The organism is Hyunsoonleella aestuarii (assembly GCF_006148925.1).
Lineage (GTDB): Bacteria > Bacteroidota > Bacteroidia > Flavobacteriales > Flavobacteriaceae > Algibacter_D > Algibacter_D aestuarii.
Genome location: NZ_VAWB01000001.1, coordinates 737,831 through 764,136 on the forward strand (window position 1 = coordinate 737,831; position 26,306 = coordinate 764,136).

Annotated in this window: 17 protein-coding genes, 1 tRNA gene and 1 pseudogene; 4 read left to right on the forward strand and 15 right to left on the reverse strand. The window is 35.2% G+C overall.

Annotated elements, in window-relative coordinates; genetic code table 11:
- Nucleotides 1-6: 6 nt before the first annotated feature.
- From FEF17_RS03500 to FEF17_RS03530, 7 genes and pseudogenes are all read right to left on the reverse strand, one after another.
- The gene (locus FEF17_RS03500; RefSeq protein WP_139000978.1) at nucleotides 7-1,080 is read right to left on the reverse strand and encodes a cytochrome c oxidase subunit II; all 1,074 of its coding nucleotides are present in this window, start codon (nucleotides 1,078-1,080) and stop codon (nucleotides 7-9) included.
- Between the two features lie 29 nt (nucleotides 1,081-1,109).
- Nucleotides 1,110-2,477, reverse strand: coding sequence for a quinol:cytochrome C oxidoreductase (locus tag FEF17_RS03505; RefSeq protein ID WP_139000979.1), 1,368 nt, complete (start codon nucleotides 2,475-2,477; stop codon nucleotides 1,110-1,112).
- 20 nt (nucleotides 2,478-2,497) lie between these two features.
- Nucleotides 2,498-3,049: a c-type cytochrome gene (locus tag FEF17_RS03510; protein ID WP_246046779.1), complete on the reverse strand. Its 552-nt coding sequence runs from the start codon at nucleotides 3,047-3,049 to the stop codon at nucleotides 2,498-2,500.
- 8 nt (nucleotides 3,050-3,057) lie between these two features.
- On the reverse strand, nucleotides 3,058-3,588 hold the full coding sequence (locus FEF17_RS03515) for a DUF3341 domain-containing protein (protein ID WP_139000980.1): 531 nt from the start codon (nucleotides 3,586-3,588) through the stop codon (nucleotides 3,058-3,060).
- A gap of 39 nt (nucleotides 3,589-3,627) precedes the next feature.
- Nucleotides 3,628-5,049: pseudogene (gene nrfD, locus FEF17_RS03520) on the reverse strand (NrfD/PsrC family molybdoenzyme membrane anchor subunit); the annotation flags it as partial.
- A gap of 28 nt (nucleotides 5,050-5,077) precedes the next feature.
- Nucleotides 5,078-8,191, reverse strand: a complete 3,114-nt coding sequence (locus FEF17_RS03525) for a TAT-variant-translocated molybdopterin oxidoreductase (protein WP_139000982.1) — start codon at nucleotides 8,189-8,191, stop codon at nucleotides 5,078-5,080.
- A gap of 81 nt (nucleotides 8,192-8,272) precedes the next feature.
- The gene (locus FEF17_RS03530) at nucleotides 8,273-9,571 is read right to left on the reverse strand and encodes a c-type cytochrome (RefSeq protein WP_139002127.1); all 1,299 of its coding nucleotides are present in this window, start codon (nucleotides 9,569-9,571) and stop codon (nucleotides 8,273-8,275) included.
- A 213-nt stretch (nucleotides 9,572-9,784) separates the two neighbouring features.
- Between FEF17_RS03530 and FEF17_RS03535 the strand changes: the two genes are divergently transcribed.
- Nucleotides 9,785-10,177, forward strand: coding sequence for an SPOR domain-containing protein (locus FEF17_RS03535; RefSeq protein ID WP_139000983.1), 393 nt, complete (start codon nucleotides 9,785-9,787; stop codon nucleotides 10,175-10,177).
- Nucleotides 10,178-10,243: 66 nt separating this feature from the next.
- On the opposite strand, the gene FEF17_RS03540 is transcribed toward FEF17_RS03535, so the two are convergent.
- The 5 genes from FEF17_RS03540 to FEF17_RS03560 all read right to left on the reverse strand — a co-directional run bounded on the left by FEF17_RS03540 (nucleotide 10,244) and on the right by FEF17_RS03560 (nucleotide 15,514).
- Nucleotides 10,244-10,645: a phage tail protein gene (locus FEF17_RS03540; protein ID WP_139002128.1), complete on the reverse strand. Its 402-nt coding sequence runs from the start codon at nucleotides 10,643-10,645 to the stop codon at nucleotides 10,244-10,246.
- A gap of 199 nt (nucleotides 10,646-10,844) precedes the next feature.
- Nucleotides 10,845-13,556: a translation initiation factor IF-2 gene (gene infB / locus FEF17_RS03545; protein ID WP_139000984.1), complete on the reverse strand. Its 2,712-nt coding sequence runs from the start codon at nucleotides 13,554-13,556 to the stop codon at nucleotides 10,845-10,847.
- Between the two features lie 28 nt (nucleotides 13,557-13,584).
- Complete coding sequence (nusA, locus tag FEF17_RS03550; RefSeq protein WP_139000985.1) at nucleotides 13,585-14,817, reverse strand: transcription termination factor NusA; 1,233 nt, start codon at nucleotides 14,815-14,817, stop codon at nucleotides 13,585-13,587.
- A 13-nt stretch (nucleotides 14,818-14,830) separates the two neighbouring features.
- A complete protein-coding gene (gene rimP, locus FEF17_RS03555) occupies nucleotides 14,831-15,292 on the reverse strand; it encodes a ribosome assembly cofactor RimP (RefSeq protein WP_139000986.1) in 462 nt (153 codons plus the stop codon).
- Between the two features lie 149 nt (nucleotides 15,293-15,441).
- A tRNA-Gln gene (locus FEF17_RS03560) sits at nucleotides 15,442-15,514 on the reverse strand.
- A 151-nt stretch (nucleotides 15,515-15,665) separates the two neighbouring features.
- Here FEF17_RS03560 and FEF17_RS03565 point away from each other — a divergent pair.
- Together FEF17_RS03565 and FEF17_RS03570 are read left to right on the forward strand one after the other, a co-directional pair.
- Nucleotides 15,666-18,968 carry a glycosyltransferase family 117 protein gene (locus FEF17_RS03565; RefSeq protein ID WP_139000987.1) on the forward strand — a complete coding sequence of 1,101 codons (3,303 nt, stop codon included), beginning with the start codon at nucleotides 15,666-15,668 and terminating at the stop codon, nucleotides 18,966-18,968.
- Nucleotides 18,969-18,973: 5 nt separating this feature from the next.
- Complete coding sequence (locus FEF17_RS03570) at nucleotides 18,974-19,633, forward strand: polysaccharide deacetylase family protein (RefSeq protein WP_139000988.1); 660 nt, start codon at nucleotides 18,974-18,976, stop codon at nucleotides 19,631-19,633.
- On the opposite strand, the gene FEF17_RS03575 is transcribed toward FEF17_RS03570, so the two are convergent.
- Both FEF17_RS03575 and FEF17_RS03580 read right to left on the reverse strand, forming a co-directional pair.
- The gene (locus FEF17_RS03575; protein ID WP_139000989.1) at nucleotides 19,630-19,926 is read right to left on the reverse strand and encodes a thioredoxin family protein; all 297 of its coding nucleotides are present in this window, start codon (nucleotides 19,924-19,926) and stop codon (nucleotides 19,630-19,632) included. The two genes, FEF17_RS03570 and FEF17_RS03575, sit on opposite strands and share 4 nt — an antisense overlap.
- Nucleotides 19,927-20,072: 146 nt before the next feature.
- Nucleotides 20,073-21,308, reverse strand: a complete 1,236-nt coding sequence (locus tag FEF17_RS03580; protein ID WP_139000990.1) for a metallophosphoesterase — start codon at nucleotides 21,306-21,308, stop codon at nucleotides 20,073-20,075.
- 175 nt (nucleotides 21,309-21,483) lie between these two features.
- Here FEF17_RS03580 and polA point away from each other — a divergent pair, with 175 nt between their 5' ends.
- Nucleotides 21,484-24,333, forward strand: coding sequence for a DNA polymerase I (gene polA / locus FEF17_RS03585; protein WP_139000991.1), 2,850 nt, complete (start codon nucleotides 21,484-21,486; stop codon nucleotides 24,331-24,333).
- Here polA and FEF17_RS03590 read toward each other — a convergent pair whose 3' ends face one another.
- On the reverse strand, nucleotides 24,334-26,286 hold the full coding sequence (locus FEF17_RS03590) for a YgiQ family radical SAM protein (protein ID WP_139000992.1): 1,953 nt from the start codon (nucleotides 26,284-26,286) through the stop codon (nucleotides 24,334-24,336).
- Between the last annotated feature and the right edge of the window lie 20 nt (nucleotides 26,287-26,306).

The window sequence follows — 26,306 nt, forward strand, 5'->3', positions numbered from 1 at the left end:
TTTTAATTAGTTTACTAGAGAGTTCTTGAATTCCTTTTGCTCTTTCATCCAAGCATCATATTCTTCTTGAGTTTCCACTACAATTTTCATTTGCATATTGTAGTGAGACTTACCACAAATTTTATTACATAGCAATAAGTAATCAAATTCATAGCGTTCTAAAGGTTCTTCTCCTTGAGCTATTAAAGGCTTACTATTTTCAACTCTAATTTTATTAATATTGGCTACCTTCTCTATCATTTGAGATGTTTGACGCATGTCTGCTGTTGTAACCGTTGGTGTAAAACCAAATTGAGTAATCATACCTGGAACACAGTTCATTTGTGCTCTAAAGTGAGGCATGTATGCCGAGTGTAAAACATCTTGAGAGCGCATTTTAAATAAAACTGGTCTTCCAACAGGTAAATGTAACTCCGTCGTAATTACATCATCTTGAGCGTTAGGATCTGACTCATCTAAACCCAAAATGTTAGCACGATCAATATCGATTAAACGAACATTTGCTTTACCTAAGGTATTATCTGCGCCACCATATCTGGCTTTCCAGTTAAATTGTTGTGCATATAATTCAACCACCAAAGGATCATCGCTTTCATCAACACCCATTATGTTAATCCAGGTATTTAATCCGTATATAATTAAACCAGCCAAAACAATTACAGGAATAATTGTCCAAATAGCTTCTAATTTATTATTATCAGCAAAGAATAATGCCTTTTTACCCTTTTCACCTTTGTATTTAAAAGCAAAATAATGTAATAAAAACTGGGTAACGGTTTGAACAAAGAAGATGATTATCATAGAGATAATCATTAAATTATCAATAGTTGGTCCGTGCTCTGAAGCAGAATTAGATACCAATGGTAAATCTCCCCATTTTACAAAAGACACAATGGTAATTACATATATGAAAGCTAAAAAGCCCATCATTAAGTAACCATTGATGCTATTATCTTTATCGGTTGCTACACCTGGGTTATCATTTTCATTTTTAGCTTGAGCTAAATCGAAAATTTTAACCATTTGCCAAATGGCAACTAAAATAAATACTAAAACTATAATTGTTAATAAAGCAGTCATTGTTATCGTTCGTCTTTATTTATATCTAATTAATAATGAAATTCTTCACTTTCCTTTCTAAAAGGATATCTCTTAACAAGCAAAGGAGCTTTTGATAATGCCGTAAATACTATAAATATGAATAACCCAGCAAATAGCAATATTGAACTTATTTCTGGAATTCCAATAAACCATCTATCACCAACTGTTGCAGGCATAATCATATTGAAAATATCAATATAATGTCCAAATAAAATTACAAGTCCAGTCATAACAACAAACCAAGGGATACGCTTATAATCTGCATTCATTAACATCAATATTGGGAATACAAAATTCATAACTACCATACCTAAGAATGGCAATTTGTAATCTGCAAAGCGTGTTACAAAATAGGTAACTTCCTCTGGTATGTTGGAATACCAAATAAGCATGAACTGAGAGAACCATAAATATGTCCAGAAAATACTGAATGCAAACATAAACTTCGCCACATCATGCAAATGATTTTCATTAACAAATTCTAATTGTCCTTTCGATTTTAAGTACAACGTAATTAAGGCAATAACTGTAATACCACTTACAAACATACTTGCAAACACGTACCAACCGAATAATGTAGAGAACCAATGTGGGTCTACACTCATAATCCAATCCCAAGACATCATAGATTCTGTATAAATAAAGAATACTAAGAATCCAGCAGCTATACGGAATGACTTTTTAAAGTTTTTATTGTCCTTGGCTGTATCTTGAGCAATCGAAAATTTACGAGCAAAATATCTATACAAACTCCATCCTCCAATAAAAACAAGTGCACGAATTACAAAACCAGTTTTATTTAACCAGGCTGATTTTCCCGCTACCAAAGCATCATAATGATCACTTTCTGGATTTACCATGTCTGGATTCATCCAAACGAAAAGGTGATCGCCAGCAAAAATAGCTACAGCCACAACAATTAAGGCTCCTGGCAACAAGTATGCTGTTATCCCTTCCATAACTCTAAACAATACAGGAGACCAACCTGCTTGAGAAGCAATTTGAATCGCATAAAACGCTAGAACACCTAATGCAATCATCATAAAAAAGAAAGCCGCAACATAAAGTGCTGCATAAGGTCTGTTATGAATTTGGTGCATAACATGTTCAGCATGCGCATCACCGTGATGTGCATCTTCTCCATGAGCTTCGCCGCTATGTGAAGCTTCCACCACTTGCGTATCATGAGAATCGTCAACAGTATGTGAAGCTTCTTCTGAATGTCCTCCACCATGATGTGAAGCTTCTTCAGCAAGCATCGTTTTTACTTCGTCTAAAGATTTATGAGATGACATAAAACCATATCCAACACCTAACAATCCTAAAACCATTAGAATGATAGAAAATGTCTTTAATCTATTTGAAAATGTGTACATATCTATATAATCTTATCTTCTTACTTTTCTAAATCGGTTTTCAACTTTAAAACGTATGACACCACTTGCCAACGTTCCTCTTCATTTAATTGGTTCGCATAAGAACCCATTGCATTTTTACCGTAATAAATAGTATGGTAAATACTTCCTTCATTAATTGCTCTACCCACATCATCATAACTTGGTATCCCGAGTATTTTTTCTCTTTTAACCAAATTACCTTGGCCTTTTCCTTTATTACCATGACAAATACCGCAGTAAATATCATACAACTCTTTACCTCTAGCTAAATCCACTTGTGTTGAATCCAATGGATTCGTTAACGTTGCTTTCGCCAACGCATAACCTTCAGTTGAATTCTCAATATCGAAAGGAACATATCCTCTAGGAATAGATCCTTCAGCAGGTAATTGTGCTTCCACTCCATTTCTGAATGCAGCTTCTCCATATGTCTCGTAACCAACAGATTCATACATATTTGGCATGAATTGATAGTTTGGTGCTGTACTCTTATTACATGACACACCTACAAAAACGACTGCTATTACTAATATCTTAATTAAGCTTTTCATATTATTTATTAATGGGCTTTATCAACTAAATTAATTTCAACTGCTCCTGTTTCTTTTAATAAACTTTGAAGCTCTTTCTCATTTCCATGAACTGCAATTTCCATTAAAAAATGATCATCTGTTGTTCTTGGATCTGGATTTTCTGCTTTTTTAAATGGCCACATTCTACTTCTTAAATAAAAAGTGATTACCATTAAATGCGCAGCAAAAAAGACCGTTAACTCAAACATGATAGGTACAAAAGCCGGCATGTTTTCTATATAACTAAAACTTGGCTTGCCACCTATGTTTTGTGGCCAATCTTCAATCATTATAAAGTTCATCATTACTATTGCAACCGTAAGTCCAACCAACCCATACATAAATGCTGTGATAGCAATACGTGTTGGCTCTAATCCCATCGCTTTATCTAGTCCATGAACTGGAAATGGTGTGTATATTTCTTCGATATGATGTCTATCCGCCTTAACTGTTTTTACAGCAGACATCAATACATCATCATCAGTATAAATAGCGTGAATTACTTTTGAAGCTTCCATATGCTACTTTTATTTTTTTGATTTATTAACTTTCTTACCAGAGGTTCTTTCATCAGTACCCGTACCTACCAAACTGTCTCCTGCTTCTCTAATTTTCTTGTAGCGCTCTCCAGACGATTTCAAAATCGTTTTCACCTCGGCTTGAGCTATAACAGGGAATGTTCTAGAGTATAGTAAAAATAGTACAAAGAAAAATCCAATAGTTCCAATAAAAATTCCAATATCTACAAATGTTGGCGAGAACATCGTCCAAGATGATGGTAAGTAATCTCTATGTAACGAGGTTACAATAATAACAAAACGTTCAAACCACATACCTATGTTTACAACAATTGATATTAAGAAAGAGAACATGATACTTGTTCTTAATTTTTTGAACCACATAAATTGAGGAGAAAACACGTTACATGTCATCATCGCCCAATAGGCCCACCAGTAAGGTCCAGTAGCCCTGTTTAAGAAGGCATACTGTTCGTACTCTACTCCAGAATACCATGCAATAAATAACTCTGTAATATAAGCCACTCCAACTATAGAACCAGTAATCATAATTACTATGTTCATTAATTCGATGTGTTGCACAGTAATGTAATCTTCTAGGTTACATACTTTTCTCATAATAATAAGTAGTGTGTTTACCATCGCAAATCCTGAGAATACCGCTCCTGCAACAAAGTAAGGAGGAAATATAGTGGTATGCCATCCTGGAATTACCGAAGTTGCGAAGTCAAACGATACAATAGTATGTACCGAAAGCACCAAAGGTGTTGCTAAACCAGCAAGCACTAAAGATACTTCCTCAAAACGTTGCCAATCTTTTGCTCGACCAGACCATCCAAAGCTTAATAATGAATATATTTTCTTTTGGAAAGGTTTTATAGCTCTATCACGTAACATGGCAAAATCAGGCAATAAACCAGTCCACCAGAATACTAATGATACAGATAAATATGTTGAAATTGCAAATACATCCCAAAGTAATGGTGAGTTAAAGTTAACCCATAAAGAACCAAATTGATTTGGAATAGGTAATACCCAATACCCTAACCATGGTCGGCCCATGTGAATAATAGGGAATAAACCAGCTTGAACAACCGAGAAAATGGTCATTGCTTCAGCAGAACGGTTAATTGCCATTCTCCATTTTTGACGGAATAATAAAAGTACTGCAGAAATAAGTGTTCCTGCGTGACCAATACCAACCCACCAAACGAAGTTAGTAATATCCCAAGCCCAACCTACAGTTTTATTTAAACCCCAAGTTCCAATTCCTGTAGATATTGTATAAATAATACATCCAATTCCCCAAAGAAAAGCAGCAAGTGAGATACCAAAAACTATCCACCATTGCTTATTGGCTTTTCCTTCTACAGGTTTTGCTACATCCACTGTAACATCGTGGTACGACTTTTCGCCTGTAACTAAAGGTCTTCTAATAGGTGCTTCGTAATGAGACGCCATAATTATATAATTGATTCTTTAATTAGATTTATACTTCAGTTGTATTTCTCACTTTTGTTTGATAAATAACGTTTGGTTTTGTTCCAACGCTCTCTAACAAGTGATACATACGATTATCTTCTTTAAGTTTTGCAACTTTACTTTCCTTATCATTAATATCTCCAAAAGTCATTGCGCCGTTACTACATGCAGCAGAACAAGCCGTTTGGAAATCACCATCCTTAATAGCGCGTCCATCACGTTTAGCGTCAAGAATAGTTTTTTGTGTTTTTTGAATACACATAGAACATTTCTCCATCACACCACGAGAACGTACTACAACATCTGGGTTTAATACCATGCGCCCTAAATCATCATTCATATAATAATCGAACTCATCATTACCATTGTATAAGAACCAGTTAAAACGACGAACTTTATAAGGACAGTTGTTTGCGCAATATCTCGTACCAACACAACGGTTGTAAGCCATATGGTTTTGACCTTGACGACCATGAGAAGTTGCTGCCACAGGACAAACTGTTTCACACGGTGCGTGATTACAATGCTGACACATTACTGGTTGGAATGCTACTTGAGGATTCTCAGAAGCGCCTTCCATTTCACCAAACTCACTTAACGAGCTTCCTAAACCAGAAATATTATCTTTTTTCTCATTGTCCCCTTCAAACGATTCTTCAGATGAATAATATCTATCTATTCGTAACCAATGCATATCACGGCTACGGCGTACTTCGGTTTTACCAACTACAGGCACATTATTTTCAGCGTGACAAGCAATAACACAAGCCCCACATCCCGTACAAGCATTTAAGTCAATAGATAAGTTGAAGTGATGACCAATCGAACGATCAAACTCATCCCATAAATCAACTTCTGGAGAAGTTACCGGAGTCTCTTCGTGATTTAAAGAAACAACTGGAATCTTGTTCCAACCATGCTTCTTATCTTCTCTATCGTAAGTATTAAATATCTCTAATGTCGTTTCTTTGATAATATCACCACGACCCATCAAAGTATTATGCAACTGTACTGAAGCAAATTCATGTTCTCCTCCAGCAGATTCTACAGTAACATTTTGAACATTATTGAATCCTTGATATAATGCATAGGCATTAACACCTGTTTGCATCTCTTCTTTTAATCCATTTGTCCTACCATATCCTAATGCTAGACCAACAGATCCTTTAGCTTGTCCTGGTTGGATAATTACTGGAACAGTAATAGTTACAGCATTTACAGTAACATTGGCATAATTACTATTTAAAGCGCCATTAGCAACATGCGTGTTTGTTAAGCCTAAAGCTTCAGCATCAGACTTAGACACTGTTAAATAATTATCCCAAGATGTTCTTGTAATTGGGTCTGGAAACTCTTGTAACCATGGGTTATTGGCTTGTTGCCCATCACCCATACCTACTTTGGTGTATAATGTTAATTCTAAACCTTCAGATTTAGCAGATGCCGCTAAAGCTCTTGCCGCATTTCCAGAAGGCGTTTCAGTTACTTCTTCCTCTTCAGAAACAATTGAAGTTTCTTCTATTTCAGTATCAATACTTCCAACGTAAACACCATCGTGTAAAGCTTTGTTGAAAGAACTTTCTCCTAAAATAGCTGTTCCCCAAGCTTCTTTAATGTAATCGTGGTAAGAAAGATCGTTTCCTGTCCATTTTAATAAAGCTTCTTGGAATTGTCTTGTATCAAATAAAGGGCGAATAGTTGGCTGTGTTAAGGCATAATGTCCTTTTTTCAACTCAACATCTCCCCATGATTCTAAATAATGTGGTGCAGCAGCAATATAATCTGTTAAAGATGATGTCTCATCAGATTTCAGTGAAAATGCAACCGATAAATCCACTTTCTTTAATCCTTCTGCAAATTCAGAAGCATTTGGTAAAGAATATACCGGGTTTACACCACTCATTATAAGGGCTCCAACTTTACCAGCATTCATATCAGCCACTAATTGGGCTACTGCTTTATCACTACCTTGTCTTGTCTTAATTGGTGAAGCAGAATCAAAAGCTTTACTACCTAAAGCTTCGTTAATTTCTAAAGCTACTGTTTGAGCATTTACATCTTGAATCCCTGTAACTACAACACCTTTACTTCCTGCTTTTTTAAGTTGAGAAGCAGCATTTTTAATTGCGGTTTCAATGTGTTCTGGTAAACTTCCAGAAACAGCACCACCAACAACTAAGCTATATAGTTTAGCTAAAGCTAATTTTTGTTCACTTGGTTTTAAAGGCACACGCTTATCTGCATTAGCACCTGTTAAAGACATGTTTGATTCAAACTGAATATGTCTTGACATTTTACCATGATCCGGCACTCTATTTTTTGAGTATCCAGAATCAAATCCACCTCCTTGCCAATCTCCTAAGAAATCTGCTCCTACAGAAACAATGGTCATGGCTTTAGAAAAATCGTAATTTATTAAACCGCGTTCTCCATATTTTGCTTGAAAAGCATCCAAAGCAGCAGATTCTGAAACAGCATCGTAAACAACGTGACGTACATTTCCATATTTTTCAGAAAATTCAGCTACTAACTTACTAGTTGATGGACTTGCAAAAGTTTGAGTTAATAATACAATATCTCTATTTGCAGCAGCAACATCTGTTAATGTCTTTGTTGTTTCACTATCAAAATCACTCCAAGAAATAGACTCGCCACCTTTTTTAGGTCCTTGAACTCTTAAGCTATCATACAAACCTAAAACTGAAGCATTAACTCTGGCATTAGCACTACCATTAGTAGCTGCCATAGTATTGTTTTCAATTTTAATTGGACGACCTTCACGCGTTTTTACTAAAACACTAGCAAAATCGAAACCATCGGCAATTGTAGTCGCATAATAGTTAGCAACACCAGGAATAATTTCCGTTGGCTGCACTACGTATGGTATTGATTTTTTCACAGGTCCTTCACAAGCTGCAAGCGATGCTGCGGCTGTACTAAAACCTACATATTTTAAGAAATCGCGACGAGTTGTTGAAGATGACTCTAAAGTCTCTTTATCTCCTAAAAATTCATCAGTAGGAATCTCACTAACAAACTCGTTTTGTTTTAGCGTCTCAACAATAGAGCTGTTTTCGTTTAGCTCTTCAACACTTTTCCAGTATTTCTTGTTTGATGACATATTATATAATTGAATTACTTCTTATTAATATTTTCACATGTAGAGCACTTCGACCGCGCTCAGTGTGACATTCTTATTCTTTTAATAATGACACTTACCACATTCCAATCCACCCATTTGAGCAGCTGTTAAATTATCTACACCATATTTCTTAGATAATTCTTCATGTATTTTCTCATAGTAAGCATTATCCTGAACTTTTACATTTGTTGTTCTATGACATTCTATACACCAACCCATCGTTAAAGGCGCGTGTTGATACATAATTTCCATTTCTTCAACTGGACCATGACACGTTTGGCATTCAACACCAGCAACAGTAACGTGTTGCGAGTGATTGAAGTAAACAAAATCTGGAAGATTATGAATACGAACCCATTTTACAGGTTGTGTTTCACCTGTATACTTTTGTTCCGCATCATCCCAACCAACAGCTTTGTATAATTTCTTGATTTCACCATCATAAAACTCTTTTGAGTATTCTTCTGTGGCAGTTTCTGGAGCCACTTCGTAAATTGATTTATGACAATTCATACAAACATTCAAAGAAGGAATTCCTGAATGTTTACTCACTCTAGCTGAAGAGTGACAGTATTTACAATCAATGCCATTATCGCCAGCGTGGATTTTGTGTGAATAATGAATAGGTTGTACAGGCTCGTAACCTTGATCTATTCCAATTTGCATGAAATAACCATAAGCAAAATAAGCACTGGCTAATAAAAAGAATATAGCCGTAACCAACATTAAAAATTGATTTTGAACAAAAGCTCTCCAAAGCGGTGTTCTACCTGAAGACTCTGGCAAATCAATATTTTGAGCCGATGCAAAACGACGTAATGTTTTATTAACTAAATATAATCCAGTAGCTAATAAGATGAATAAAATGGCTAACGCTCCTAAAATGATTTCATTTGAAATACCATTTGATGATGAAGCAGATTGATTAACTGGTGCGCCAGAACCACCAGCAACTTCTGTTGCTTTCTTTTCTTCGGCGGTATACGCTAAAATATTGTCAATATCTTCATTTGATAATTGCGGAAATGCAGTCATGGCAGCACCACCATACTCATTATAAATTTTATTGGCGTAAGCATCACCAGATTTAATCATGCCAGCGCTATTTTTTATCCAAGTATAAAGCCATTCTTTATCTAAGCCTTCTTCATCGGCTAATCTGGCCTCAACATTACGCAATGCAGGACCAGTCATTTTCTTATCTAGTTTATGACAAGCAGCACAGTTGGCATTGAATAATGATTTTCCTTTTGCTGGATCCCCTTCCTGAGCCGAAAGAGAAGTAGTAAACGCTAATAAAACGATTAAGCTCAAACGAAGAATGTTATTGCCTAATTTTCGGTAATTTACCTGTATCATATTGTTGGTTAAATTAACTTCTAAACTTTGGTATGGTTTTTTCATACTAATATATGACAAAACGCAGTTATAAAATCTCTGGCAAAAGTAATATTAAAACTCGATTTGAGAAATGTTAGAGAACTGTTAATTGGTAATTTAGAGGGATTCTAAATAATAAAAAAGTCCACATTTAAGTTAATATCGTATACATTTGTACAAACAAAAAAAAACATGAAGTTATCCCATTTAAAAACTAACTTTTTGGCAGTAATCATTTCATTAATTGCTCTAAATTCTACTTTTGGACAAGAAGGCTCAGTTTCGGTTAATCAAGATGAAGACATAGCTACTTTATTAAAGTTAAAACGCGAGATAAATAAGGAAAGTAGTAATTACTATAAAATTCAGATTTATTCGGGAAACCGCAATGACGCTGAAGCTGCAAAATTGAATTTTAATAATACTTTTAATGATTGGGCTCCGAAAATTGTTTACGAAACGCCGAATTTTAAAATCTGGGCAGGTAGTTTTAGAACACGATTGGAAGCAGATAGAGCATTGAAAAGGATAAAACGAGAATTTCCAAGTGCTTTTATATTTAAACCTAAAAAGGAAAAAAATTAACTAGAATTGCTATAAAACAAAGCGACCATTATGGTCACTTTGTTTTAACGTCTCCAAATTTATTCTTCAACTTTTTGAAGGATAAATTCCAACCAAAGCAATTATATACTTAACACCTAAATAAGGACTTCTTGTGTAGATTTCAGAATTACTAGTTTTAACCGAATATGTTTGATAAGTGCCATCTGTACCTTCTTTTAAAACGTTAACTATTCGAAGTTCCAGAGCTTCAGCGCCACCCATTTGCCCTAGTCTAACTTCATTTAGATAAGGACTTTTCCCAGCATGCACAGGAGCTCTTCCTCTTAAATCTGGTAAGACAAAAGTTGTTCTACCATCGCCACCATAGGTAGTGCCTAAAATAGAGAATAACGCACTGTTTTGACTAATAGGCAACAGCTGTCCCTCACAAAACGCCCAACCTCTTGGCGCAAAATTACCGGCAAACATTTTAATCTCTCCAATCATAGCTTCTTGAGATAAAACGGTATTACTAAAGCCTAAACTCAGTAGTAAGGCCAACAATAAAATTGTTTTTTTCATAATATTAATTTGAGTTTGTAATAATTCTTAGCAAGCTAAAGATATTTTCTTAATTAGCTAAATATTATAATGAAAAAGCGCCCTTTAAAGAGCGCTTTTTGTTTAACTATATCTTGAAATTTATTTATTTCAACTTCTTTTTAACCTCAACTTCATGGAAGGCTTCAATAATATCGCCTTCCTTAATATCGTTATAATTTTTAACTTGCATACCACAATCGTAACCTTTAGCGACTTCTTTTACATCATCTTTAAATCGTTTTAACGAAGCTAATTCCCCAGTGAAAACCACTACACCATCACGTATTAAACGCACACCTGAAGATCTAAGTATTTTACCGGTAGTTACCATACATCCTGCAATGCTTCCTACTTTAGATACTTTAAAGATTTCTCTAATTTCGGCAGTACCTAAAATCTCTTCTTTTACTTCTGGAGACAACATGCCTTCCATGGCATCTTTAAGATCATTTATAGCATCGTAGATAATGGAGTAGGTTCTAATATCAATCTCTTCTTTATCTGCAATCATTCTTGCATTTCCAACAGGACGTACATTAAATCCAATAATAATAGCATCTGAAGCTGTTGCTAATAGCACATCACTTTCCGTAATTGCACCAACCCCTTTGTGAATAATATTGACGTGAATTTCTTCAGTCGATAATTTTTGGAACGAATCTGTTAATGCTTCAACAGAACCATCCACATCACCTTTAAGGATAATATTCAATTCTTGGAAATCTCCTAGAGCAATACGACGACCAATTTCATCAAGTGTTATATGGCGCTGTGTTCTAACAGACTGCTCACGTTGTAATTGTGCGCGTTTCGTCGCAATTTGTTTTGCTTCACGCTCGTCTTCAAATACTGTAAACTTATCACCTGCCTGCGGTGCACCATCTAAACCTAAAATAGACACTGGTGTTGAAGGACCTGCTTCGGCAATGTCATTACCACGTTCGTCATGCATGGCTTTAACTTTACCACTATGCTGACCTGCTAACACATAATCCCCAATTTTCAAAGTTCCGGCTTGCACTAATATTGTTGAAACGTATCCACGACCTTTATCTAAAAACGCTTCTACAACCGTTCCAACTGCTAGTTTATTTGGATTTGCCTTTAGCTCCAATAATTCCGCTTCAAGCAATACTTTTTCTAATAATTCTTTAACCCCAGTACCCACCTTCGCTGAAATATCATGAGACTGAACTTTACCACCCCAATCTTCAACCAATAAATTCATATTAGCAAGACCTTCTTTAATCTTTTCAGGATTAGCGGCTGGTAAATCAATTTTATTAATTGCGAACACAATAGGTACTCCTGCTGCCTGAGCATGAGAAATCGCCTCTTTTGTTTGCGGCATAATATCATCATCTGCCGCTGCAACAATAATAGCAATATCTGTCACTTGCGCTCCACGTGCACGCATTGCTGTAAATGCCTCGTGACCTGGAGTATCTAAAAAGGCTATTTTTTGACCATTCTCTAGCTGAACGCCATAAGCTCCAATATGCTGTGTAATACCCCCAGACTCTCCAGCAATAACATTTTCTTCACGGATATAATCGAGAAGTGACGTTTTACCATGATCTACATGACCCATTACAGTTACAATTGGTGCGCGAGGTTTTAAATCTTCTGGTTTATCTTCAACCTCTTCAATAGACTCTTCTATATCGGCCGTAACAAATTCTACTTTATAACCAAACTCTTCTGCTACAATAGATAACGTTTCAGCATCTAAACGCTGATTCATGGTTACCATCATCCCTAAAGACATACATGCAGAAATAACTTCGGTAACACCTACATCCATCATTGTAGCAACCTCACTTGCAGTAACAAACTCAGTCACCTTAAGTATTTTACTTTCTGCCGCCTCTATTTGCTGATCAATTTCAGATTGTTCTCTATGTTGATCTCTCTTATCTCTTCTATATTTAGCACCTTTACCTTTACTTGATTTACCTTGTAGTTTCTCAAGTGTTTCACGTACTTGTTTTTTTACATCCTCTTCACTAGGCTCCTCCTTAACAATATTTCGCCTTCCTTGTCCTGGCTTATTTCCACCTTTATTAAATCTATCACCCGGTTTTCCACCTCTTTGCTGTCCAGTATTTCCAGAATCTACTTTACTTATGCGTCGACGTTTCTTTTTATTTGCATTACGATCAGCGCTTTTAGCATCAGGCTTTTTATCTTCCTTTTTCTTTTTAGGTTTGTTAAATTGACTTAAATCAATCTTATCTCCAGATATTTTGGGTCCTGATAATTTTTTGTATTGAGTAGTGACTTTTTCTTCAGGCACTAAACCTTCTTCCGTTTCAACTAATTTCTTAGAAACTTCTTCTTTTACCTTTTCCTCATTTTTGCCAGAGTCTTCAATCTTCTTTGGTTCTAAAGATTTAACCTCCTCAACCGTTTTTGCTTTAGATTTCTCCTCTTTTTTTGGAGGAACTGCCTCTTTTTTCTTAGGACTTAAATCTATCTTACCTACTTGCTTAGGTCCAGTTATGGTTTTAGTTGCTTTTACAACCTCCTCTTCTTTTTTGGCTTCTTCTTTCTGCTTCGCTTCAATCTCGCGTTCGCGTTGTTCGCGCAACAAATCCTTTTCTTTTTGCTTCGCTTCACTAACTTCTTTAGATGCTACTTTCTTATTAGCATCTACTTCAAATTCATCTGAAAGAATATTGTACGTTTCTTCAGAGATTTTTGTAGTAGGACGCTTCTCTATTTCTATGCCTTTAGAATCCAAAAATTCTACAGCACGATCTAAAGATATGTTAAGCTCGCGTAGTACCTTATTTAATCTAATTGTTTCAGCCATAAATTGCCTTTAATTACTCAAATATATATTATTCTTCGAATTCTTCCTTAAGAATTCTAATCACATCGCTAATTGTTTCTTCTTCTAAGTCCGTTCTCTTAACTAAATCTGCGATGTCTTGTTCTAAAATACTTTTAGCAGTATCTAAACCTGCTTTACTAAATTCATCAATAATCCATCCTTCGATTTCATCTGAGAATTCTCTTAATTCTACATCTTCCTCTGCACCTTCTCTAAATACATCAATCTCGTATCCAGTTAGTTGGCCAGCCAAACGGATGTTATGACCACCTCTACCAATAGCCTTACTTACTTCTTCTGGTTTTAAAATAACCTCTGCTCGCTTTGTTTCCTCATCAATCTTTATTGATGTTACTCTTGCAGGACTCAGCGCTCTAGTTATATAAAGTTGTAAATTATTGGTATAATTAATTACATCTATATTTTCATTCCCCAATTCACGCACAATACCATGAATTCTAGAACCTTTCATTCCAACACAAGCACCAACTGGATCAATTCTATCATCATAAGAATCTACAGCTACTTTTGCTTTCTCTCCTGGGATTCGTACAACATTTTTAATAGTGATTAAACCATCAAAAACTTCTGGAATTTCTTGTTCGAATAATTTCTCTAAAAATACAGGGGAGCTTCTTGACATAATAATGGTAGGTTTAGCTCCTTTTAGTTCAACCGTATCTATTACGCCTCTTACATTATCTCCTTTTCGGAAAAAATCTGAAGGTATTTGTCTATCCTTTGGTAATACAATTTCATTCCCTTCATCGTCTAAGAGAATAACTGCTCTATGACGAATATGATGAACCTCTGCTGTATAAATTTCTCCAACTAAGTCTTTAAACTGCTTGTATATTATGGTGTTGTCGTGTTCGTGTATTTTAGAAATTAAATTTTGACGTAACGCCAAAATAGCACGTCTTCCTAAATCAACAAGTTTTACCTCTTCAGACACATCTTCACCAACTTCAAAATCTGGCTCTATTTTACGTGCCTCAGATAATGATATTTCCTGATTAGGCTCTTCTACCTCTCCATCCGCAACAACAATTCTATTTCTCCAAATTTCTAAATCTCCTTTGTCTGGATTAACTATGATATCAAAATTATCATCGTCACCAAATTTCTTCTTTAAGGCACTTCTAAAAACATCTTCTAAAATCGCCATTAGCGTTACACGATCTATTAATTTATCGTCTTTAAACTCTGAAAACGATTCAATTAACGCAACATTTTCCATAACTCTTACTGAATTAAAATTTAATCATAACTTTTGCTTCTACAATATCCTCATAAGCAATACTAGCTTGCTTATTAACAGTTATTTTACCTTTACCAATTGGCTTAGGTTCTCTAACTTTCCACTCTAACACAACTTTAGAGTCTGTTGCACTAGTAAGGGTTCCCTCAATCTGTTCAGAATCCGTTTTTAATTTTAGTGCTCTATTTATATTCTTTTTGTACTGTCTTTTATGCGTTAGAGGCGCTGTTGCACCTGCAGACATCACATCTAATGAAAAATCATTTACCTCTCTATCTAAATTATGTTCAATAGCTCTACTAACAAATATGCAATCTTCTACTAAAACACCGTTATCGCCATCGATAACAACCTTTATTTTATTATCGCCAGAAATTGAAAATTCAATTAAGAACAAATCTTCTCTTTCTGCTAAAGCCTGATCTAATAAATTCTGTACTGTAGTCTTAAACATTTTTAGTATAAAAAGAGGGGACTTTCCGTCCCCTCAATTCTTTAATTTTTCCTTTCAGCGCTGCAAATATAATACATTTTAATTAAAATGCTTGCAGAAATTAAAATAAAAAGTCCCAATCAAAATTAAGATTAGGACTTAAATTTACGTTGGCCTACTAGGGCTCGAACCTAGACTCTTCTGGACCAAAACCAGACGTGTTGCCAGTTACACCATAGGCCATTGTTTATTTGAGGGTGCAAATTTAGCACAAAGTTTTATTTGTACAAGCATTTTATTGAAAAATAATATGCAATACTTAACGTTTACTTAAAAATATTTGGGATATGATATTTATTAGTAAATTCGCCCAAGCAAACATATAGCAATCTACATGGCAGATCTGAACTTTAAAAAATGGAATACTATTTTAGGATGGTTCTCTTTTTTAATAGCACTTATTTCCTATACTTTAACAGTTGAACCTACTGTGAGTTTTTGGGATGCGGGCGAGTATATTTTAACCTCATCTAAATTACAAGTTGGTCACCCTCCAGGTGCACCTCTCTTTCAAATGATGGGTGCCTTCTTTTCAACATTTACTTTTGGTAATAATGAACTAATTGGATGGATGATGAATATGATGAGTGCCGTTTCTAGCGCCTTTACTATTCTATTCATGTTTTGGACTATTACCCTTTTAATGAAGAAGTTAATAGTTCAAAAAATTGATTTATCTCCATCGCAAAGTATTGCCATTTTAGGCAGCGGTTTAGTTGGTAGTTTATCTTTTGCGTTTACAGATTCTTTTTGGTTTAATGCTGTAGAAACAGAAGTTTACGCTATGGCAACGCTAATTATGTCTGCATTATTTTGGTTAGCGTTGCGTTGGGAGCAAGACATGAGCAAACCTCGAGGGAATAGATGGCTTATAATAATTGCATTTGTAATTGGACTATCGTTTGGCGTACATTTCATGGGACTTCTTACCATTCCCGCTATTGGACTTATTTATTACTTTAAAAACTACAAAGAAGTTACAGTCAAAAACTTCATTGTCGCAAACTTAGTTTCTGTTGCAATACTATTGTTCGTTTTTAAATTGCTAGCCCCTAATATCTTAAAAATATTTAGTGCTTTTGAAATCTTTTTTGTGAATTCTATTGGATTGCCTTTTAATTCAGGGTCTATTATAGCTGGAATTTTTATAATTGCGCTTATTCATTTTGCTCTTAAATATACAAGAAAGAAAGAGCTCGTTCATCTCAATACTGGCATCTTGTGCATCACTTTTATAATTATTGGATTTTCAACTTGGCTCATGTTACCTATACGGGCCAATGCTAACGTGGTAATAAACGAAAACAATCCATCCAGTGCAAGGGAATTATTAGCCTATTATAATTTGGAACAATACCCCGAAACACATTTGTTTTATGGACCACAATTTACCGACCAATATGCTTACTTAGACGACATAAATCCTTATGTAGATGATAAGCCTAAATATGAAAAAGATTATGAAAAAGGGGAATATGTTATAGTTAACGATTACAAAAACGCCAAACAAAATTACAATTCGAAACATGCTTCAATACTCCCAAGAATGTGGAGTCCAGAACATACTGAAAATTACATGCTCTTTTCTGGCTTTTTAAATTTTAAACTAAAGCCTGAGTACCAATTGGAAAACGAACTAAGAACTGCCGTTTCTAATTTTAGAAATGATGTCGTTCAAGGTAATGTTGATTATGAAGATTACAATAATTTCCTAAAACAATTTAAGGACTACATTGATATTGAAAAACCTTCTTTAGGCAGCAATATTGCTTACATGCTGGAGTATCAATTAGGCTATATGTACTGGCGCTATTTTATGTGGAACTTCGTTGGACGTCAAGATGACCTTCAAGGTAAATATGACAATCACGGAAATTGGATTAGCGGTCTAAAACCAATTGACGAATGGCACTTAGGAATGTCTCAGGATAATTTACCAGGCGATGTTAAAAACAATAAGGCCAGAAATACCTATTATTTCTTACCGCTTATTCTTGGTCTTATTGGCATGTTCTTTTTGTTTAACACAGACAAGAAATTGTTTTGGGTCATGCTGGTTTTTTTCTTATTCACAGGACTAGCTATTCAATTTTACACTAATGTACGTCCTTTCGAACCTCGTGAACGGGATTACTCTGTTGTGGGTTCTTTTTATGTGTTTGCGTTATGGATAGGTTTTGGAGTATATGCAATTTATGATGTACTTAAAAAATATTTAAAGTCTAAATATACGGCCCACATTACAACTTTGGCTTGTTTAATTTTAGTGCCAAGTATTCTAGCAGCAAACAATTGGGATGATCATGATAGGTCCGGTAAATATACCGCCAAAGCTATGGCGAGAAAATACTTGGACTCATGTGCTGAAAATGCTATTCTATTCACCATTGGGGACAATGATACTTTTGCACTTTGGTATGCCCAAGAAATTGAAGGCTACAGAACCGATGTTAGAGTGGTTAACACAAGTTTATTTCAAACAGATTGGTATATCGACCAAATGAAGCGTAAGGCTTATGAAAGTGACCCGATACCTTCGCAATTAACACACAATAATTATAAATATGGCACGAATGACTATGTGATAAAAGAAAATGTAATTAGGGATACTTTAGAAATTAAAGAAGCTTTAAATTTTATTTCTAGTGATCATCCACGAACAAAATATCAATATATTTTACAGCAGAAAGGTGTTGATTTGGCTCAAGTAAGAGCGCAAGATTTAAATGCAAACTACCTGCCTACCGAGTTTTTAAAGCTTTCCGTTAATAAGGAGAACGCTGTAAAAAATGCGATTGTAAAATCTGAAGACGCTCATAAAATTGAGGATACTATATATTTAAGAGTTAAAGGTAATGCCTTATATAAAAATAGGTTATTAATGTTAGATATTGTAGCTAACAATGACTGGAAACGGCCAATTTATTTCACTGGAGGTAGTTTTGGCGACGACGATTATATTTGGATGAAAGACTATTTACAACTCGATGGAATGTGCTATAAACTAGTTCCTATTCGAACACCTGTAGACCGAGCAAACCCATTTGACATGGGGCGCGTAGATAGCGACTTGATGTATGAAAAAGTCAAAAATTGGGATTGGGGTAATAGCGGTAGCTCTGAAATTTACCATGATGTTGAAACACGAAAAAACTCAATAACATACAGAGGGAATTTAGCACGGTTAATAGAACAACTTATTAATGAAGAAAAGTTAGATAAAGCTGAAGAAATTGCTGATATCGCTATGACAAATATGCCAGTTGATTATTTTGGATACTATACGTTATTAGAACCGTACATTAGTGCTTATTATGAAGTAGGTAACAAAGAAAAAGCACAGCAGTTGTTTAAGGATGTCGCTGCTAAATATCAAGAAAACTTAAGTTATTATAGCGGATTAAAAACAGATAATCAAGAAAGGTTATTTGAAGACATTTATACAGATATCCAACGCTATAAAGGCTTAATTGATGTGTTAGTTGAATATGACACAGAATTTGCTGAAACAGAAGGTGATATTTTCAACAATTACTTAAAACTTTTCAAGCATTTTTATGGTGAAGATGAGCCTGAAGAAGAACCTCGAACAGATGCAGATATCCCAATAGATAGTGGTATTGATGCTATGGAGTAATACGAATGAATTTCAAACCAATAAAAACGCCTAAGATTGCTAAAAAGATTTTCCCTAATTACATTTGGGACATTCCAACCAAGGAAAAAGTAATCTATTTAACGTTTGATGATGGCCCAACGCCTGAAATTACAACTTGGACTTTAGATGTTTTAAAACAGTATAATGCAAAAGCTACTTTTTTTTGCATTGGTAATAATATAGAGAAATATCCTGAAATTTTTAAAAGTATCTTAAATGAAGGGCATTCTGTTGGAAACCACACTTACAACCATTTAAAAGGTTGGAAAACTAAAACCAAAGATTACTTGAAAAACATTTCTCAAGCTCAAAAGGTTTTTGATATCCAAACAGATAATTTAGAGTTAAAAAACAAGGTTTTATTCCGGCCTCCATATGGAAAAATAAAACCCAAGCAAGCTAAAAAGTTGGCTGATTTAGGTTATAAAATAGTTATGTGGGATGTTCTATCTTTTGATTGGGACAAAGACGTCACTCCTGCTGAATGTTTCAACAATGTCCTTTCAAAAGCACAAAATGGAAGTGTTATTGTTTTCCACGATAGTGTAAAAGCCTCTAAGAATATGCAATTTGCCTTACCGTTAATTTTAGAGCATTATAACCAACAAGGATTTGAATTTAAAGCTATAAAGATATCCGTTTAAACGTATTGCTTAATAATTCCAATAAGTGAATTAGCATCTTGCTCACCACTTTGACGCCATTTCATTTCACCATCTTTATAGATAATTAACGTTGGCAAACCTTTAACTCGAAGAGCATCGGCTAATTCTTGATTTTTTTCAACGTCAATCTTTATAACTTTCGCTTTATCACCAAGAGCAGCAGCTACATCTCTAAGTACAGCATGCATCGCTGTAGATTGGTCATTCCATTCTGTATAGAAATCTAAAAGAACAGGAATATCAACGTCAATAAGTTCACCAAATTTTGACATATCTTTTTAATTATTAGTCAAATAAACTTCTACAAACCTACATATTTTTTTCATATTAAAAATATTTGCGATTATTCGCTAGGTTTTTCTCAATCTGTTAACATAAAAATAAGCAATTTCTTGTTAAAAACAATATATAATAACAATTATGCATTTGCGGTTCCCTTCTTTAATTTTATAACCGTAATTTCTGGCCAAATACCTACACGCCCAGGAAAGGCTAAATACCCAAATCCGCGATTAACATTTATATATTGACCCAGCTCTTCATAGATTCCTGCCCAATACTTATAGCGCCATTTCACAGGACTCCATTTAAACCACCCTGGAATCTCAATGCCAAACTGCATTCCATGCGTATGACCACTTAAGGTAAGATGAAAATGATTATTATCATTTATAACCTCTTTTTCCCAATGAGACGGATCGTGACTCATCAATATCTTGAAATCATTTTTCTCAACTGAACGGACAGCCTTTTTTAGGTCACCAGCTTTTTTAAAACCTCCAGCACCCCAGTTTTCTACACCTATTAGTGCAATACGTTCACCTTGTCTTTCTAAAAATCGGTTTTCATTTAGTAATAAATCGAACCCTATCTCTTTTTGAATCGCTTTTAAGTATTCTAAATTTTTAGTTTTAGCTTCTTCAGAATCCCAATGAATATAGTCTCCATAATCGTGATTACCCAATACTGAGTACAAACCATCCTTAGCCTGAAGACGGCTAAAGATATCTATATAAGGTTTCATCTCTTCAGCTTTATTATTTACCATATCGCCGGTAAATAAAATGGCATCACTGTGTTGCTCATTTATTAAATCGACAGCATAAGCTACCTTATCCATGTTATCAAAACTCCCTGAATGTATATCACTTATTTGGGTGATTTGATAGCCATCAAAAGCTAAAGGCAGGTCTTCAAACTGAAGTGTGTATTCAAAAACCTTGTAATTATATTTACCTTTATAAATTCCATAGATAATAGCACCAAAAGGGATAGCTGCGATACCCATTGCAAGCTTACTTATAAATTGTCTTCTAGATGCAAAATAATTTCCCTTAGCAGTTTCTCCTTCTGTAAAGTACCTAAAAATTGCTTGTGGCACTCTAAAGACATCTTCACCAAACATTATTATAAATAAAATCATTTTTGGAATTAGCAATGCTATAAAAAACCCAAAAGCATACGAATGCGCATGAGAAAAACCATCTCGCCTATTAAACCCGTAATAATGAAAAACAAAATTCCCAATCACTAAAAAAGTAAGTAACCAATAAGGGCCTTGAACCCATGGGTTTTTTGAAAGTGTTTTTAGCGATTGAAAGGCATATATGTCAATTATTAAGAAAAATAGTAGAAAAATTGTCCACCTAATCATACCGTTTTTTTATCAAAGATAAAGGTAATCTATCTCTATCTTTAAAAATAAGAGGTTATTTAACTTATAGTTAAGAATTAAAAATACACCACGGTCAAACTAAAAAATGAAAACATCTTAAATACTTTTTACGAGTAACTTTTCGTAGCTTTGATTTTCTATCAAAACAATCAACATGTCAGACCAAAAACGCCTTTTTTTAGTAGATGCCTACGCCTTAATTTTTCGCGGTTATTATGCCTTTATAAAAAATCCAAGAATCAACTCAAAGGGTGAAGACACTTCGGCTATTATGGGTTTTATGAATTCGCTTTTGGATGTGATTAAACGGGAGCGACCAGACCACTTAGCAGTTTGTTTTGATAAAGGTGGAAGCACCGACCGTGTTGAAATGTTTGAAGCTTACAAAGCTAATAGAGACGAAACACCAGAAGGCATAAAAACTGCTGTTCCTTACATTTACGAGATATTGAAAGCCATGCATATTCCTATTATGGTTAAAGAAGGGTATGAGGCAGATGATGTGATTGGAACCTTATCTCGTCAAGCGGAAAAGGAAGGTTTCAAAACCTATATGGTTACACCAGATAAAGATTTTGCTCAATTGGTAACCGAGAATATTTTCATGTACCGCCCTGTATTTGGTGGTGGTTATGAAACTTGGGGCATTCCCGAAGTTCAAAAAAAGTTTGAAGTGACCGACCCAATGCAAGTGATAGACTTTCTGGGTATGATGGGCGATTCTAGTGATAACATCCCTGGATTACCAGGAGTTGGCGAGAAAACCGCTAAAAAATTCATTGCGCAGTTTGGTAGTATGGAAGGGCTATTAGCAAATACCAATCAACTAAAAGGCAAAATAAAGGAGAAGGTTGAAGCTAATGGTGAATTGGGGTTACTTTCAAAAAAATTGGCAACTATTATGCTAGATGTACCAGTAAACTTTAATGCCAAAGATTTTGAACTCGACCATCCCGATATTGAAAAGGTTAAAGAAATATTTCAAAATTTAGAATTTCGAAGACTTACCGAGAACTTCCTTAAGACATTTGCTACTGAAATTCCTAATACAACTCCGGAACAAGACAACTCTAAACCCAAAGAAGATAATAAACCTGAACCAAAAGAGCCTAAATCTGCTGGTGCAGGACAGTTTTCTTTATTTGGTGCAGATCCATCTAATGAAGCAGAAACAATTAATGCATACACTCGAAAAACGGCTGAAACCACATCGCATTTTTATCAAAGTGTAGCTTCTGGAATGGCTACTAAATTATTCATTAAAAATTTGATGAGTCAATTTTCGGTTTGTTTTGATACTGAAACCACTGGGTTGAATCCATTAACTGCAGAATTGGTAGGCATCGCTTTCTCATGGGAAGTAGGCAAAGGGTTTTACTTACCATTTCCTGAAGATAAAAATGAAGCTCAAGAACTCATAGAGGAACTGCGTCCGTTTTTTGAAAGTGAAACCATTCAAAAAGTAGGACAGAATTTAAAATACGATATAAAAGTTTTAGCAAAATATAATGTTGATGTAAAAGGTAAGTTGTTCGACACCATGCTCGCGCATTATCTTATAAATCCAGATATGCGGCATAATATGGATGTGCTGGCCGAAACCTACTTAAACTACACTCCTATTTCCATTGAAACCCTTATTGGTAAAAAAGGAAAGAACCAATTATCGATGCGTGAAGTCCCTTTAGAAAAACAAACCGAATATGCGGTTGAAGACGCGGATATCACATTGCAGTTAAAAGAGCATTTTCAAAACGAATTAGGAGAAGCCAATACTCAGAAATTATTTGATGAGATTGAAATTCCGTTGCTGCGTGTTTTGGCGGCTATGGAATTAGAAGGGATCAATTTAGATAAAGGCTTTTTAAATGGACTGTCCGAACAACTAGACAAAGACATAAAAACATTAGAAAGTAAAATTTATTTAGAAGCTGGAGAAGAATTTAATATAGCATCACCAAAGCAGTTAGGAGTTATTCTTTTTGAGAAAATGAAGTTGGTTGATAAACCAAAAAAAACAAAATCGGGACAATATTCTACTGCGGAAGATGTGTTGAGTTATTTAGCTAAAGATCACGACATTATTCAAAATATTTTAGATTTTAGAGGGTTGTCAAAATTAAAAAGCACCTACGTGGACGCATTACCAACACAGGTTGAAGAAGGAACAGGTCGAGTACATACCGATTATATGCAAACAGTTGCAGCAACAGGTCGTTTGAGTAGCAACAATCCGAATCTTCAAAACATTCCAATTAGAACAGAACGAGGGCGACAAGTTAGAAAAGCTTTTATACCAAAAAATGAGGACTACATTTTATTAGCTGCAGATTACTCACAAATAGAACTTCGAATTATTGCTGCCTTAAGTAAAGAAGAAACAATGATTGAAGCATTTAAAAATGGAGAAGATATTCATGCCTCTACGGCTTCAAAAGTATTTAATGTCCCTTTAAATGAAGTCACTCGTGAGCAACGTAGCAATGCTAAAACTGTTAACTTCGGGATTATTTACGGGGTTTCTGCCTTCGGATTAAGTAATCAAACCGATTTATCTAGAAGTGAATCTAAAGAACTTATTGACACTTATTACGAGACCTATCCAAAATTGCGTGCTTACATCAATGAGCAAGTCGATTTTGCTCGTGACAATGGCTATGTGCAAACCGTTTTAGGGCGTCGCCGTTATTTAAAAGATATCAATTCTCGTAATGCGGTAGTTCGTGGTGCTGCAGAGCGTAATGCCGTAAACGCACCCATTCAAGGAAGTGCTGCAGATATCATAAAGATTGCAATGATTAACATTTACAATAAGCTTAAAGAAGGTAATTATAAAACCAAAATGTTATTACAAGTGCATGATGAATTAGTTTTTGATGTTTATAAACCTGAACTTGAAGTCATGAAATCTTTGATTAAAACCGAAATGGAAAGTGCTTTTAAACTAGAAGTTCCTTTGGATGTGGAGTTAGATGCAGGTGATAATTGGTTAGAGGCACATTAATTACCTACGCTTCTTCTTTCCCCGATACTTCACCTTATTTTTCCGTTTATTAAATGGAACAGCATCATCAAAGGTATGTTTGGCTTCATCGCTCGGTTTATTTTTGCGCCATTTCTCGATTTTTGCTGGCAGTAATACATCTAATAAATCTTGACGCCCCAACTTATTTAAAGTATTTTTAATCCAAGCTTTATTTTCATCCTTATACCAAAAGAAAAAGCGATGTTGTTCATCCTTTTCTTTTCTAGTCTTTGGGGTTTTAACTTTCTTAAGTGTGTATGGATGATACCCACTGTAATATATCACTGTTGCTACCGTCATAGGAGTTGGCGTAAATCCTTGCACCTGTTCTAGTTGAAAGCCCAAATCTTTTGTTTCGGCAGCCAAATTAGCCATATCTTCAGCTTCACAAGCTGGGTGATTCGAAATAAAATACGGTATTAATTGCAGTTTTAACCCTTTCTTAATATTAATCTTATCAAAACGCTCCTTAAACTTATGGAAATAACTAAACGAAGGTTTACGCATCAATTTCAACACGGGATCACTAGTATGCTCTGGCGCTACTTTTAAACGTCCAGATACGTGCTTCGTCATCACCTCCTCAGTATAATCATCCAACTCCTTTGGGTCGGCATTTTTATTGAACTCTGGCACTAACATATCATGCCGAATACCAGATCCAATAAAAGATTTCTTTACTTTCGGATGGCTATCCACCGCTTTATATAAATCTGTTAAAGGCTTATGAGACGTATCCAGATTGCTACAAATAACAGGCGAAATACACGAAGGCGCTACACACTTATCGCAAATCGATTGCACTTTCCCTTTCATCTTATACATATTCGCACTTGGGCCACCAATATCAGATAAATACCCTTTAAAATCTGGCATATTTGCTACCTTATCTACCTCTCGCAACACCGATTCTTGACTTCGAGACGCAATAAACTTTCCTTGGTGTGCAGAAATAGTACAGAAACTACACCCTCCAAAACATCCACGGTGGATGTTAATAGAAAACTTAATCATTTCAAACGCAGGAATGGGTCCGCGTTTGTTATATTTTGGATGCGGTAAACGTGTATAAGGCAACTCAAAAGAGGCATCAATTTCATCCTCCGTCATTGTGGGATAAGGCGGATTAATCATCAACGTTTTATCACCTACCTTCTGAAAAATTCTACGAGCAGCTAATTTGTTACTCTCCTGCTCTATAATTTTAAAATTAGAAGCATATTTCTTTTTATCCTTCAAACAAACCTCATGCGATGCAATTTCAACATCCTCCCAATTACTATTCTTCGGAATTTTAGCATCAGCATTCAATAAAACAGCCGTTTGCTTAATAGTGGTAATGCTCGAAAACGGCACCCCTTTTTGTATTAAACGAACCACTTCTCTCAAAGGTTGTTCACCCATTCCATATACCAACATATCAGCCTTTGAGCTTTCCAAAATTGTAGGCATCAGCGTATCACTCCAGTAATCATAATGCGTTACACGACGTAATGATGCCTCAATACCACCAAGTAAAACAGGTACATCAGGCCATTTCTCCTTTAAAATTTTCGAATAAACCGTCGTTGCATAATCTGGGCGAAAACCAATATCTCCGTTAGGCGTATATGCATCCTTATCACGACGTTTTTTATTCGCATTGTAATTACTAATCATGGGGTCCATACAGCCACCTGTTACTCCAAAAAACAATTTCGGAGCCCCCAATTTTACAAAATCCTGAAGGTTATCATTTACATTTGGTTGTGGCACAATAGCCACTCGCAAACCAAAATTTTCCAGCAAACGCCCAATTACAGCAGGCCCAAACGTAGGATGATCCACGTAAGCATCGCCACTAAATAGGATAACGTCCAGTTCATCCCATCCGCGAATTTTCACCTCTTTATTTGTGGTAGGCAACCAACTGGAAAGTTTTAATTCCTCCATAGCCCTGCAAAAATAGACAA